This is a genomic window from Citrobacter sp. SX206 (assembly GCF_024181025.1).
Taxonomy (GTDB): domain Bacteria; phylum Pseudomonadota; class Gammaproteobacteria; order Enterobacterales; family Enterobacteriaceae; genus Citrobacter; species Citrobacter youngae.
On record NZ_CP049738.1, the window covers coordinates 3,729,277 to 3,742,406 of the forward strand.

Below are 13,130 nucleotides of genomic sequence, written 5' to 3' on the forward strand. Positions count from 1 at the left end.
CGACACAAGAATCAGGACGTGAGTCCCAGTGCGCGTTTGACGGGGCCAAAACTACGGCGATGGTGCTCTGTTGCGCCATGCAGTGCCAACTTTTCCAGATGAAAAGCGGTCGGATAACCTTTGTGCTGTGCAAAGCCATACTGCGGGAACACCGTATCCAGCGCCGCCATTTCAGCGTCACGGGTGACTTTTGCCAGTATCGACGCAGCGCTAATCTCCGCCACGCGGCTATCACCTTTGACCACCGCCATTGACGGCATCGGTAATGCCGGGCAACGATTGCCGTCAATCAGTACGTATTCCGGCGCAATATGCAGACCCGCAACCGCACGCTGCATCGCCAGCATGGTGGCATGCAAAATGTTCAGCTCGTCGATTTCATGCGGTTCCGCACGACCCAAACTCCAGCTTAACGCTTTTTCTTTGATTTCATCGTAAAGTGACAGACGACGCTTTTCCGACAGTTTTTTTGAGTCGTTCAGACCAATAATAGGACGAGCCGGATCCAGAATGACCGCGGCAGTCACTACCGCGCCAACCAATGGACCACGTCCAACTTCATCCACACCCGCTACCAAATGCGTATGTGGATAAACAAATTCAATCATTGTGCTAACTCCAGGACTGCATCCGCCGCCTGCTCATCCGCATTGCAACGGATCTGCTGGTGCAATTCGCGGAACGTGTCGTGCATCGCATGGCTGGTTTTACCGTTCGCCAACAGAGGCAGCAACGCGTGCGCCAGCGCCTGCGGCTCACATTCATCCTGCAACAGCTCTTTAACCAGTTCTCTTCCCGCCAGCAGGTTAGGTAGCGAAACGTAATCAGTCTTCACCAGACGTTTTGCCAACCAGAAAGTGAAAGGTTTCATACGGTAGCCAACCACCATCGGGCATTTCGCCAGCATACATTCCAGTGCAGCCGTGCCAGAGGCCAACAGCGCAGCATCACTGGCGACCATTGCTTCGCGTCCCATTCCATTGAGCATATGCACGGAAAGTTCCGGGGCAACCTCAGCCTTGATACGTTCAAATTGCTCGCGCCGTTTGGCATTGACCAACGGCACGACGACTTCGAGATCCGGATAATGCTGACGTAATAGCTGCGCCGTTTTCAGAAAATCGGCGCTGAGCATCTCCACTTCTGCACCGCGACTCCCAGGCAAAAGCGCCAGGCAGTGAGCATCATGAGGAATGCCTAACACATCACGCGCTGCGTTTTTATCCGGATCCAGCGGCATGGCATCCGCCATAGTGTGGCCGATGAAGCGGCACGGGACGTTAAATTTGTCATAAAACGCTTTTTCGAAAGGCAGAAAGGCCAGCACCATATTGGTGGATCTGCCTATTTTGAAAACGCGTTTCTGTCGCCAGGCCCACACAGAAGGACTGACGTAATGAATGGTTTTTATGCCCTGCGATTTCAGGTTGCCTTCGAGGGTAATGTTGAAATCAGGCGCATCAATCCCGACGAAAACATCCGGCTTAAGGTCGGTGAATCGGCGAGTGAGATCGGCACGGATATGCAGTAAACGGCGCAGGCGCCCGAGCACTTCTACAATGCCCATTACTGCCAGTTCTTCCATTTCGTACCAGGCTTCACAGCCTTCCGCCTGCATCAATGGACCCGCAACGCCAACAAACCGCGCATTGGGAACACGGGCCTTGAGTGCACGAATTAAACCGGCACCAAGAATATCGCCGGAGGTTTCTCCGGCGACAAGGGCAATCGTTAAAGGACGCTGTTCAGTCATTAACGAATCAGACCACGCGTTGAGCGTTCAAAGAAGTCACTAAAAGCCTGAACATCGGGGTACTGCTTCGCCAGTTCGGCGATTTCCGGTTTCACTTCCTCAAGCGTTTTACCGCTGCGGTACAGCGCTTTATAGGCGTTGCGGATCGCAGTAATGGCTTCACGGGTGAATCCGCGACGCTTCAGACCTTCGATGTTAACGCCAAATGGCGTCGCGTGGTTACCCTGGGCGATAACGTATGGCGGGACGTCCTGGGCTACGCCAGAGCAGCCACCCACCATCACGTGTGCACCAATAATGCAGAACTGATGCACCGCGGTCATGCCGCCGATGATAACAAAATCATCAAGCGAAACATGTCCGGCAAGTGTCGCGTTATTCGCCAGAATGCAACGGTTACCTACCGTACAATCATGCGCAACGTGTGCGTTAATCATCAGTAAGTTATCGCTGCCCACCTTCGTCAACCCACCGCCTTGCACTGTGCCACGATGAATGGTGACGCTTTCGCGAATGCGGTTGCGATCGCCAATTTCCACACGGGTCGGTTCACCAGCATATTTCAGGTCCTGGTTCACTTCACCGATGGAGGCAAACTGATAAATCTCGTTATCGCGACCAATTTTTGTATGGCCATTCACGACAACGTGAGACTTCAGTACGGTACCCTCACCAATTTCAACATGGGGTCCAACAATACAAAATGGGCCAATGTGAGCATTAGCGCCAATGCTGGCGCCGTCTTCGACAATGGCTGTTGGGTGAATAAAGGCGGATTTATCAATCACGTATCAGGCCTCCCGGCTACGGGCACACATCATCGTTGCTTCGCACACAACTTTACCGTCGACCAGTGCAACCCCTTTGAAACGGGTCAGGCCACGGCGCGTTTTCTCGAAAGTCACTTCCATGATCATCTGATCGCCAGGCACGACAGGACGCTTAAAGCGTGCTTCATCAATACCAGCGAAATAATACAGTTCGCCCGGTTCCAGTTTTCCTACGCTTTTAAACGCCAGAATACCCGTGGCCTGCGCCATCGCTTCCAGAATCAACACGCCAGGAAAAATCGGTTTACCCGGGAAGTGGCCCTGAAAGAAAGGCTCGTTAACGGATACATTTTTCACTGCGCGCAGAAAACGACCTTCTTCAAAATCCAGCACGCGGTCTACCAGTAAAAACGGAAAACGGTGCGGCAGAAGTTCTAAAATCTCTTCAATATGCAGAGTATGAGTGTTAGTAGTCAAAATACTCTTCCTGTCAAAATATACTAAAAGGCAATAATAACACGGCCTGTCGCAATCGTATGAATGGGACAGGCCGAAAAGTCAGACATGCAAAGACGGTGCTTTAGTCTTGTTGATTAACCTTGCGCTCAATCGCTTTGAGGCGCTTGCTCATATCATCAATGTTCATCACCAGTGCAGCTGTTTTACGCCATACCTTGTTGGGTTGTAGCGGAATGCCTGAGGAGTAGACGCCCGGTTCAGTGATAGGACGCATCACCATACCCATGCCAGTTACCGTGACTTTGTCGCATATTTCCATATGCCCATTAATCACGCTGGCGCCGCCAATCATGCAGTAACGGCCAATCTTCAGGCTACCCGCCATAATGACGCCACCGGCTACAGCCGTATTGTCGCCAATCACGACGTTATGCGCAATCTGGCACTGGTTATCAATGATAACACCATTACCGATCACGGTATCGTCCAGCGCACCACGGTCAATGGTGGTACATGCGCCAATCTCAACACGATCGCCAATAATCACGCGACCAAGCTGCGGGATCTTCACCCAGTTACCGCGATCGTTCGCGTAACCAAATCCGTCGGATCCGACAACGGTGCTGGACTGGATCAGGCAATTTTCACCGATCTGAATGTCGTGGTAAATCGTCACATTCGCCCACAAGCGTGAACCTGCGCCGATTTTTGTGTTTTTTCCAACGAAGCAACCTGCGCCGATAACCACGTTATCGCCCAGTTCTACGCCAGACTCAATGACCGCATTCGCGCCCACAGAAACATTGTTACCCAACTTCGCCGTCGCATCGATTACTGCACTCGGTGCAATATTTTGCGCAGGCTGAGGCGTGGTATCTAAAATTTGCGCCATTCGTGCATAGGTCAGGTAGGGATTCTTCACTACCAGCACAGCACTCTTAGCAAATGGAAGGGAGTCCTGCGTCATCACAACGGCAGAAGCCTGGCATGCACTCAGGTGCTCACGGTACTTTGGATTCACCATGAACGTGATATTGCCAGTTTGCGCAGATTGCATGGACGCTACGCCGGTGATGACGATATCGCCATCACCGTGTAATTCTGCATCCAACTGCTCTGCTAAATCAGCCAGTCGAATTGAAGGCATTACTTATTTAACCTGTTTCAGTACGTCAGCGGTGATGTCTTTTACATCGCTGCTGTTGTATGCAACGGTGTTCGCGTCAACAACCAGATCGATGCTCTGGCTGCTCGCAACAGATTTCACAGCTGTCTGGATACGATTAACCAGCTTGCCGCGTTCTTCGTTAGAACGACGTTGACGATCCTGCTCGAAAGCCTGCGCTTTCTGAGAGAAAGTCTGGCGCTGAGCCATTACGTCTTTTTCCAGCTTGGTACGGTCGCTGCCTGCTTTCATTGATTGCAGACGCTGCATTTTAGATTGCAGGTCGGATTCCATACGCTGCAGTTCGCTGGCGCGGCCTTTGAACTCATTTTCCAGCGTAGTAGAAACACCCGTCTTCTGTGCAACCTGTTGGAACAGGCTACCCATGTTGACGATTGCAATTTTGTCAGCAGCCTGTGCAGACGTTGCCATCGCTAAACCGAGACCTGCAGCTAATAACCACTTTTTCACAATTAACTCCTTACCATCCCATTTGCACCCGAAGGTGCAGTTCTTTGCGTGGCCAGGCGATCCCATGCAAGATCGCCTAAAGTCAGCGCTACACTACCACTACATTCCTTTGCGAAGAACAATTACCAGGTTTTACCAATGTTAAACTGGAACTGTTCCGCTTTGTCTCCATCGTACTTCTTGAACGGTTGGGCGTAGGAGAAAACCAACGGCCCCAATGGGGACATCCATTGTAACGCGATACCCGCAGACATACGGATATTATTCGGATCGCTGTAGTCTGGCACGCCAACTGCACGGGTGTCAGCGGTATTCTGCCAGTTCGTATCCCACACGGTACCCATATCCCAGAAGAAGGAAGTACGGACCGAGTTAGCATATTTATCGCTGATAAACGGCGTAGGTGTGATAAATTCCAGGCTCGCTACAGCCATGGCGTTACCGCCGACTGCATCGTCTGATTGACAAGGTTTATTGTCAGTTCTCGAGCACTCTTCATAGTTACTCGAATTGGAATCCGATTTAGCACCTGGCAAATAGACTGCTTTTGGACCAATGGTGTTTGACTGGAAGCCACGTACAGTGCTGGAACCACCCGCGTAGAAGTTCTCATAGAACGGCATCTCTTTGCCGCCAATGCCATCACCATAACCCAGCTTGGTGCGTCCCAAAACCACCCATTTGTGGTCGTCATCAATCGGCACATAGGTCGCCGTATCCAACGTCGCTTTATAGTATTCGTTATCAGAACCCGGGATGGTCACTTTACCGTTCAGGTTGACACGCGTACCTTCCGTAGGGAAATACCCACGGTCCAGCTTGTTGTAGGTCCAACCGTAGTTGAAGGTGAAATCATCCGCGGCAAAGCTGTTGGTATTGTCTTCACCCATGGATTCAAGATAACGATCCATCGCAATCTGCGGCTGCATGTTGGACAGTTTGTTATGTACATAACCCAGGCCTGCACGCAACGTGTTGTATTCGTTGACCGGGAAGCCCAGCGTTACGTCCGTACCATAGCTTTTGTTGGTATAGTCGGACAGATCTGCATCATCCGCCTGGAAGTCGTTATAGAAGACACGGCCACCGAGACTCACACCATCGACGGTGAAGTACGGGTTGGTGACAGACAGCTCAGTATAGGTCTGATAGTCGTTTTTGGTGCCGCTAATCCCGACGGAATAACCGGTACCTAACCAGTTATCCTGCTGAACGCCCGCCTGGAAGCTCACGCCACTTTCAGTGCCGTAACCCACACCGAAGTTAAAGCTACCGGTGTTGCGCTCTTTCACCTTATAAACCACATCAACCTGATCAGGACTGCCCGGAACACGTTGAGTATCGGTATCGACAGTTTCAAAGTAACCCAGACGGTTCAGACGCTCTTTACCCTGGTCAACCAGATCGCTGCCCAACCAGGCACCTTCCATCTGGCGCATTTCGCGACGCAGCACGGAATCTTTCGAGGTGTCGTTACCTTCAAAACGGATCTTACGCACATAGAAACGGTTACCCGCATCCACGTTTACACGCAATTTAACGGTTTTGTCTGCATCGTTGATTTCAGGCTGCGACTGTACACGCGGGTAGGCATAACCATAGCGTCCCAGTAGCTTCTTGATATCATCTTCCATTTTGGTCACTTTAGTGCCGTTATAGAGTTCACCCGGTTCGATTTTCGTCAGGGTCTCAATTTCGGCAGAGTGCCCGGCCAGATTACCACTCACCTGGACCCCAGAAAGCTTGTACTGCTCGCCTTCTGTGATGTTAACGGTGATGTAGATACCTTTTTTATCCGGCGTCAGGCTAACCTGTGTGGAATCGATATTGAAGCGAGCATAGCCGCGATCCAGATAGTAGCTGCGCAGGGTTTCAAGGTCGCCCGCCAGTTTCTGTTTCTGGTATTTACGATCGCCCACCACGTTCCACCACGGTACTTCATCGCGCAGTTGGAAGTGAGAGATAAGCTCGTCGGTTGTGAAGGCATGGTTGCCGACGATATTGATCTGTTGGATCTTCGCCGAAACGCCTTCCTGGAAGACCAGTTTGAGGTCAACGCGGTTACGCGGCAACGGCGTGACCACTGCTTTCACACTGGCGCTGTATTTACCGACGCTATAGTAGAAATCTTCCAGACCTTTTTCGATATCGGCAAGCGTTGTGCGATCCAGAGACTCGCCAACACGTACGCCAGACGCCTCGAGGTTTTGTTTCAGCATGTCATCTTTCACCGATTTGTTACCGGAGAAAGTGATGCTGGCAATCGTCGGACGTTCTTTTACCTGAACCAGAAGGGTATCACCATCGCGCAGGACGCGGACATCCTCAAAGTTACCGGTGGCGAACAGAGCACGAATGGTATTACTGATATCTTCATCATTAACCGTGTCGCCTGTGCGCACCGGCATACTGAGGAGAGCCGCACCAACGGCGACTCGCTGTAGGCCTTCGAAATGAATGTCCTTCACTACGAACCCTTCAGCACCGTATACGGTGGCGCTGCTAAACAGCAGCGACGCTATGAGCAACTTTTTCATCGCCATCGTTATTATGCGTTCTTCCTAACACTCTCTTACAACCGAGAGAAATCATTGAAAAGTGCAAGCCCCATTAACAACACCAGCAAGATAGAGCCAATGCGATAACTAAAGTCTTGAACCCGCTCGGATACCGGACCGCCCTTCAGCTTTTCAATCGCCAGGAACAGCAGATGCCCCCCGTCAAGAACGGGCAACGGAAACAGGTTGATTATCCCTAAGTTCACGCTGATAAGCGCAAGGAACATCAGGTAATAAATAACCCCGAACTCCGCTGACATCCCAGCCCCCTGGGCGATAGAAATCGGCCCACTGAGGTTGTTCAGTTTTACATCACCGGTAATCAATTTTCCCAGCATACTGACCGTTAGCTTCATCAACTGCCACGTTTTATCCGAGGCTTCGAGGATGGCGCTGAATGGCCCATACTGGCGTACAGTCTTATACTCATCAGGCAGAGGAATAACTTTAGGCACCACGCCCGCAAAACCTTCTGCCTTCCCGTTAACCTCTTTTGAATCTGGGGTTAACGTTAAAGACAAGGAACTTCCTTGTCTTTCAATATCTAGCGCTAACGGCTTATCCGGATTATCGCGCACCAACGTCACGAACGTCATCCATTGCGTCAGCGGCTGACCATTGACTTTAACGATCCTGTCGCCAGCTTGCAAACCCGCCTTACTTGCCGCGGAGTTTACCTGCACTTCTGACAGCACCGGTTCAATCTGCGAACCACGAGGACGAATGCCCAAACTCGTGACGGGGTCCTGTTTGTCTGGCTCAAATGCCCATTGGCGCAAATCCAGCGTTTTATCCTGTCGCTGGTTACTACCAAACGGTGCCACGCTGAGGATAGTCTGCTCATCACCAATTTTGGCTACCAGCTGCAATCGGACGGTATCCCAATCAGGGGTTTCGATACCATCAACCGCTTTTAGTTCCGTACCTGGCTGAATTTGCGCCTGGGCAGCAATCGAGTTGGGTGTTATTTCACCAACAACCGGACGAACGCCAGGGACACCGATGATAAACACCAGCCAGTAGGCAAAAATAGCGAAGAGGAAATTTGCAATCGGGCCTGCAGCGATAATGGCCGCGCGCTGCCCAACTGTTTTATTGTTGAAAGCATAGTGGCGCAGCTCCGGTACAACGGGCTCAGCGCGCTCATCCAGCATTTTGACGTAACCGCCGAGGGGAATTAAGGCGATCACGTATTCCGTACCCTGTTTATCGGTACGGCGCCAAAGCGCTTTTCCAAAGCCAATGGAAAAGCGCTCGACGCGGACTCCGCAGCGCCGTGCAACCCAGAAATGACCAAATTCATGCACGGTGATAAGTACACCAAGTGCAACGATGAATGCAGCCAGATTCCAGAGAATACTCAGCATAAGACCATCCGTTAGAGCGTCCTGAATACCAGTAACAACAGGCAAGCAAAGACCGGCACCGCAGCCGTCAGGCTGTCAATACGATCCAGAATACCACCGTGTCCTGGGATTAAGTGACCACTGTCCTTAATACCTGCTTCACGCTTAAACATACTCTCGGTCAGGTCACCCAGCACGGAGGCCAGGGCTGCAACGATGGAGCAAATGAGCAAGGTGACAGGCGCAACTTCAAGATTCGCCCACATACCATAACCCCACGAGATTACAGCTGCAGTGGCAAGTCCGCCAATAAAACCCTGCCAGGTTTTACCAGGAGAAACCTTCGGCGCCAGTTTATGTTTGCCAAACATCTTACCAAACATATAGGCACCAGAGTCCGCTCCCCAAACGAGGATCATGACATAGAGCAGCCATAGCGCGCCACTATAATGATTCTCATCATAGTGCCAGGCACGTAGCGCCAGCATTCCCCAAAAGAAAGGAACAATGGTTAACACGCCGAAAATTATGCGTAATGTTTTGGAATTACGCCAGACCGAGGCTGAACCGGGGTAAAACAACACCAGTAATAGCGCCACGGCCCACCAGCCCAGCGACGCCCAAAGCGACACTTCAACCAGCGGTTGGTGAATATTATGATGATACTCAGGCAGCAAAAACAGCATCAGTGCCAGCAATAGCCCGCACAAAACCGCCAACCAAACTCGCTGTGTACGCGTGGCAAAACCGCTTAACTGTCCCCATTCCCAGGCGGCCAGCATACAGACGACCAGCGTAACAATGGCGAACCCCACCGGCGGCAACAAAAACAACGCCGCGATGACAACGGGTATTAAAACAAAAGCAGAAATCAGGCGATACTTCAGCAAAAGCGACCCCCATCAGGCTTTTTCATCACCGGGCTCGGTGCCGCCGAAACGACGCTCACGATTAGCAAAGGCATGTAGCGCACCTTCAAAGTCTTGTTCATCGAAATCGGGCCAGAGAACATCCGTAAAGTAAAGTTCGGCATAGGCAATTTGCCACAACAAAAAATTACTAATTCGATGCTCTCCCCCAGTCCTTATCACTAAATCCACAGGAGCCAGCTCATGCATACACACTTGCTGACCAAGCATCTCTTCATCAATTTGCTCTGGACGCAACAGACCTTCCTGCACCTGTTGTGCCAGTTGCCTGACGCCCTGGACAATATCCCACCGTCCACCGTAATTCGCGGCAATATTCAGCGTTAACCCGGTATTCTGGGCGGTAAGCGCTTCCGACTTGCGAATCCGTTCTTGCAAACGTGTGTTAAATCGACTGATATCCCCAATAATACGCAGGCGCACGTTATGGCGGTGCAGGTTTTTCACTTCGCTATCAAGTGCCCACACAAACAATTCCATTAACGCACTGACTTCCTGCGCTGGTCGGTTCCAGTTCTCACTGCTAAAGGCATACAGCGTTAACGCGTCAATACCGTTATTGGCAGCAAAAGAGACAGCCCGGCGGACGGATTTTGCTCCGGCCTTATGCCCAAAGGCGCGGATCTTCCCTTGCTTTTTCGCCCAGCGGCCATTGCCATCCATGATAATTGCGACATGGCGACAACCATGTGCTGGCAAGTTCTCGCTTAATGGTTTAGTTGCAGACAACATAACGCGTTTTTAGTCCCTGAAAGGATTATACGGTACTCAGGAATACTGAAGCCTATCCACAAAAAAGCCGTGTCAAACCACGGCTTACCCGATCGAAAAAAAGCAAATACCTGCGATCAGGTGGCGCAGACTATATCACTGAAGCCCAACGCTAACAAATAGCACGATCCCTCACAGAGTGATTATCATCAGCTTGAGAGTCGTGTCACTTGTTTTGTCGCGACGTCTCTGGCGATGGCATCGACCCTCAGCACATCTTCAACGCTCTGCGGTTCCTGCAAATCCATCCTATCCAGTACGGACAAATTGAGATCGGCGATATCCGTAAATCGAATCTGCTGCGCCAAAAATGCAGCAACGGTAATCTCATTTGCGGCGTTCAACGCAGTTGTCGCAGCCTGTCCTTGCTCAAACGCGTCCATCGCCAGTTTCAGGCACGGATAACGCTGATAATCAGGTGCGGAAAACGTCAACGCACTGAGTTTGCAAAAATCGACAGGCTTAACCCCAGAGCTCACACGTTCCGGCCATGCCATCGTATGGGCGATAGGCGTGCGCATATCAGGCTCACCCAACTGGGCCAGGACGCTACCATCCTGATAACGGACCATCGAGTGAATAACCGACTGTGGATGGATCAGCACTTCCATCTGGCTTGCACTGGCATTAAACAACCAACGCGCTTCAATGTATTCCAGACCTTTATTCATCATGGTGGCGGAATCGACGGAGATTTTTCGTCCCATCGACCAATTCGGATGACGACATGCCTGATCGGGAGTCATTAGAGCCAGATCGGGCAATGGCGTTTCACGGAAAGGGCCACCAGACCCGGTAAGCAAAACAGACACAACGCCGTTTTGCTCAAGGTCAGCGTATCCCAGATTGTGTTGGATAGGTTGCGGTAAACTCTGAAAAATCGCGTTATGTTCGCTATCTACCGGCAAAAGCTGCGCTTTATGCCGTTTCACGTCGTCCATAAACAGACGTCCGCAGGTTACCAGAGACTCTTTATTCGCCAGCAAAATGTTTTTGCCTGCGCGGATTGCCGCAAGCGTTGGCAACAAACCTGCCGCGCCAACTATCGCCGCCATGACCTGATCGACATCATCCAGCGCGGCCATATCACAGGCAGCCTGCTGCCCGCACATAACCTCGGTGCGACTTCCATGATCCCGCAATGCGGATTTCACCAGCGCTGCACTTTTTTCGTCATCCATCACCGCGTAGCGGGGGGAAAACTCAAGGCATTGCTCCACCATACGGGCGACATTTTTACCCGCTACCAACGCAGCAACACGAAATTTATCCGGGTTATGGCGTACTACATCGAGCGTACTGCAACCAATAGAGCCGGTTGAGCCCAGGATGGTTAATTGCTTCATGAGACATCCAGAAGAATTGAGACAGGATAAAAAAGCAAAACGCCGCCATCCAGCCTTCTCAGGCCTTCTAAGCGGCGTTTTTAGCGTACAGGCGAATCAGAACTGCATCAGTTCCGCTTCTTTCTCTGCCAGCGCCGCATCAACTTTCTTGATTGCAGCATCGGTCAGTTTCTGTACGTCGTCCTGAGAACGGCGATCGTCATCTTCGCTGATCTCTTTATCTTTCAGCAGCGCTTTCACTTTGTCGTTGGCATCACGGCGTACGTTACGCACAGCAACACGCGCGCCTTCAGCTTCACCACGTACGATCTTGGTCAGATCTTTACGACGTTCTTCGGTCAGCGGTGGCAGCGGAACGCGGATGTCAGAACCCGCTGAGCTTGGGTTCAGACCGAGGTCAGAAGCCATAATCGCTTTCTCAACAGCCGGACCCATAGAACGGTCAAACACGTTGATTTTCAGGGTACGGGAATCTTCAACCGTTACGCTTGCCAGCTGGCGCAGCGGAGTCGGCGTGCCGTAATATTCTACGATAATGCCATCCAGCAGGCTGGGAGAAGCACGACCCGTGCGAATTTTGCTGATTTGATTTTTGAATGCTTCGACGCATTTGTCCATGCGTACTTCAGCATCTTTTCTGATATCGTTGATCACGTTACGAATCCTTGAAAGCTTGTTTCAGTCAGACCATACCCACCACGCAAGATGTGACAAGTATAGTCTTGATTAATTTTGAGGGACGTATCCCGCGACATTAAAGCGGAATATTACCTGCATTTAGCCGCAACGGGAATTATTCCGTGATTAACGTGCCTTCTTTTTCACCCATCACAACGCGGCGCAACGCACCCGGTTTGTTCATGTTGAAGACACGAATCGGTAATTTGTGGTCACGAGCCAGCGTGAACGCAGCCAGATCCATCACTTTCAGTTCTTTATCCAGTACTTCAGCATAGGTCAACTGTTCGTACATGGTTGCTGTTGGATCTTTAGCTGGATCGGCGGTAAACACACCATCAACTTTAGTGGCTTTCAGAACCACATCCGCTTCAATTTCAATACCACGCAGGCAGGCTGCGGAGTCAGTGGTGAAGAACGGGTTGCCTGTACCAGCGGACAAAATAACCACGCGGTTGTTACGCAGCAGGCTGATCGCTTCCGCCCAGCTGTAGTTATCACACACACCGTTCAGAGGGATAGCGGACATCAGGCGAGCGTTCACATAGGCGCGGTGAAGCGCATCGCGCATCGCCAGACCGTTCATTACGGTGGCTAACATGCCCATGTGGTCGCCCACGACGCGGTTCATCCCTGCTTTCGCCAGACCAGCACCACGGAACAGGTTACCACCACCGATCACTACGCCAACCTGGATTCCCAGCTCGACCAGCTCTTTGATTTCCTGAGCCATACGGTCAAGTATGCTTGCATCAATACCGAAGCCCTCTGAACCTTGCAGAGCTTCGCCACTTAACTTAAGCAGAATACGTTTGTAGACGGGTTTTGCATTGGTAGCCATGTTTCTTTCCTGAGACTGTCAACGAATGAGATGAGTTAATTCC

At 51.3% G+C, this 13,130-nt stretch carries 13 protein-coding genes; all 13 read right to left on the reverse strand.

Annotation, left to right across the window (positions count from 1 at the left end; translation table 11 throughout):
• Positions 1-11: 11 nt before the first annotated feature.
• The 13 genes from rnhB to pyrH all read right to left on the reverse strand — a co-directional run bounded on the left by rnhB (position 12) and on the right by pyrH (position 13,087).
• Complete coding sequence (gene rnhB, locus G8S19_RS18140; RefSeq protein WP_048212642.1) at positions 12-608, reverse strand: ribonuclease HII; 597 nt, start codon at positions 606-608, stop codon at positions 12-14.
• Positions 605-1,753: a lipid-A-disaccharide synthase gene (gene lpxB / locus G8S19_RS18145; RefSeq protein ID WP_061067280.1), complete on the reverse strand. Its 1,149-nt coding sequence runs from the start codon at positions 1,751-1,753 to the stop codon at positions 605-607. Before lpxB ends, rnhB begins: the two co-directional genes overlap by 4 nt.
• Positions 1,753-2,541 carry an acyl-ACP--UDP-N-acetylglucosamine O-acyltransferase gene (gene lpxA / locus G8S19_RS18150; protein WP_005132096.1) on the reverse strand — a complete coding sequence of 263 codons (789 nt, stop codon included), beginning with the start codon at positions 2,539-2,541 and terminating at the stop codon, positions 1,753-1,755. Before lpxA ends, lpxB begins: the two co-directional genes overlap by 1 nt.
• A 3-nt stretch (positions 2,542-2,544) precedes the next feature.
• Positions 2,545-3,000 (reverse strand): 3-hydroxyacyl-ACP dehydratase FabZ, encoded by a 456-nt coding sequence (gene fabZ / locus G8S19_RS18155; RefSeq protein WP_003018528.1) that lies wholly within the window; start codon positions 2,998-3,000, stop codon positions 2,545-2,547.
• Between the two features lie 103 nt (positions 3,001-3,103).
• On the reverse strand, positions 3,104-4,129 hold the full coding sequence (gene lpxD, locus G8S19_RS18160) for a UDP-3-O-(3-hydroxymyristoyl)glucosamine N-acyltransferase (RefSeq protein WP_040230032.1): 1,026 nt from the start codon (positions 4,127-4,129) through the stop codon (positions 3,104-3,106).
• A gap of 3 nt (positions 4,130-4,132) precedes the next feature.
• Positions 4,133-4,618, reverse strand: a complete 486-nt coding sequence (skp, locus tag G8S19_RS18165) for a molecular chaperone Skp (RefSeq protein ID WP_005132103.1) — start codon at positions 4,616-4,618, stop codon at positions 4,133-4,135.
• A gap of 122 nt (positions 4,619-4,740) precedes the next feature.
• Positions 4,741-7,161: an outer membrane protein assembly factor BamA gene (gene bamA / locus G8S19_RS18170; RefSeq protein ID WP_061067279.1), complete on the reverse strand. Its 2,421-nt coding sequence runs from the start codon at positions 7,159-7,161 to the stop codon at positions 4,741-4,743.
• Positions 7,162-7,190: 29 nt separating this feature from the next.
• Positions 7,191-8,543, reverse strand: coding sequence for a sigma E protease regulator RseP (rseP, locus tag G8S19_RS18175; protein ID WP_124021706.1), 1,353 nt, complete (start codon positions 8,541-8,543; stop codon positions 7,191-7,193).
• Positions 8,544-8,554: 11 nt separating this feature from the next.
• Entirely contained in the window at positions 8,555-9,412 is an 858-nt protein-coding gene (gene cdsA, locus G8S19_RS18180; RefSeq protein WP_048212646.1) for a phosphatidate cytidylyltransferase, read from the reverse strand.
• Positions 9,413-9,424: 12 nt separating this feature from the next.
• A complete protein-coding gene (gene ispU / locus G8S19_RS18185; protein WP_040230029.1) occupies positions 9,425-10,183 on the reverse strand; it encodes a (2E,6E)-farnesyl-diphosphate-specific ditrans,polycis-undecaprenyl-diphosphate synthase in 759 nt (252 codons plus the stop codon).
• A gap of 188 nt (positions 10,184-10,371) precedes the next feature.
• Complete coding sequence (gene ispC, locus G8S19_RS18190) at positions 10,372-11,568, reverse strand: 1-deoxy-D-xylulose-5-phosphate reductoisomerase (RefSeq protein WP_048212647.1); 1,197 nt, start codon at positions 11,566-11,568, stop codon at positions 10,372-10,374.
• Positions 11,569-11,664: 96 nt separating this feature from the next.
• Complete coding sequence (gene frr / locus G8S19_RS18195) at positions 11,665-12,222, reverse strand: ribosome recycling factor (protein ID WP_005132113.1); 558 nt, start codon at positions 12,220-12,222, stop codon at positions 11,665-11,667.
• A 139-nt stretch (positions 12,223-12,361) separates the two neighbouring features.
• Positions 12,362-13,087 (reverse strand): UMP kinase, encoded by a 726-nt coding sequence (gene pyrH / locus G8S19_RS18200; protein WP_005132114.1) that lies wholly within the window; start codon positions 13,085-13,087, stop codon positions 12,362-12,364.
• Between the last annotated feature and the right edge of the window lie 43 nt (positions 13,088-13,130).

Coding starts and splice junctions, on each gene's coding strand:
- rnhB (WP_048212642.1), bottom strand. CDS start 608: ATGATTGAATTTGTTTATCCACATACGCATTTGGTAGCGGGTGTGGAT.
- lpxB (WP_061067280.1), bottom strand. CDS start 1,753: ATGACTGAACAGCGTCCTTTAACGATTGCCCTTGTCGCCGGAGAAACC.
- lpxD (WP_040230032.1), bottom strand. CDS start 4,129: ATGCCTTCAATTCGACTGGCTGATTTAGCAGAGCAGTTGGATGCAGAA.
- bamA (WP_061067279.1), bottom strand. CDS start 7,161: ATGGCGATGAAAAAGTTGCTCATAGCGTCGCTGCTGTTTAGCAGCGCC.
- rseP (WP_124021706.1), bottom strand. CDS start 8,543: ATGCTGAGTATTCTCTGGAATCTGGCTGCATTCATCGTTGCACTTGGT.
- ispU (WP_040230029.1), bottom strand. CDS start 10,183: ATGTTGTCTGCAACTAAACCATTAAGCGAGAACTTGCCAGCACATGGT.
- ispC (WP_048212647.1), bottom strand. CDS start 11,568: ATGAAGCAATTAACCATCCTGGGCTCAACCGGCTCTATTGGTTGCAGT.
- pyrH (WP_005132114.1), bottom strand. CDS start 13,087: ATGGCTACCAATGCAAAACCCGTCTACAAACGTATTCTGCTTAAGTTA.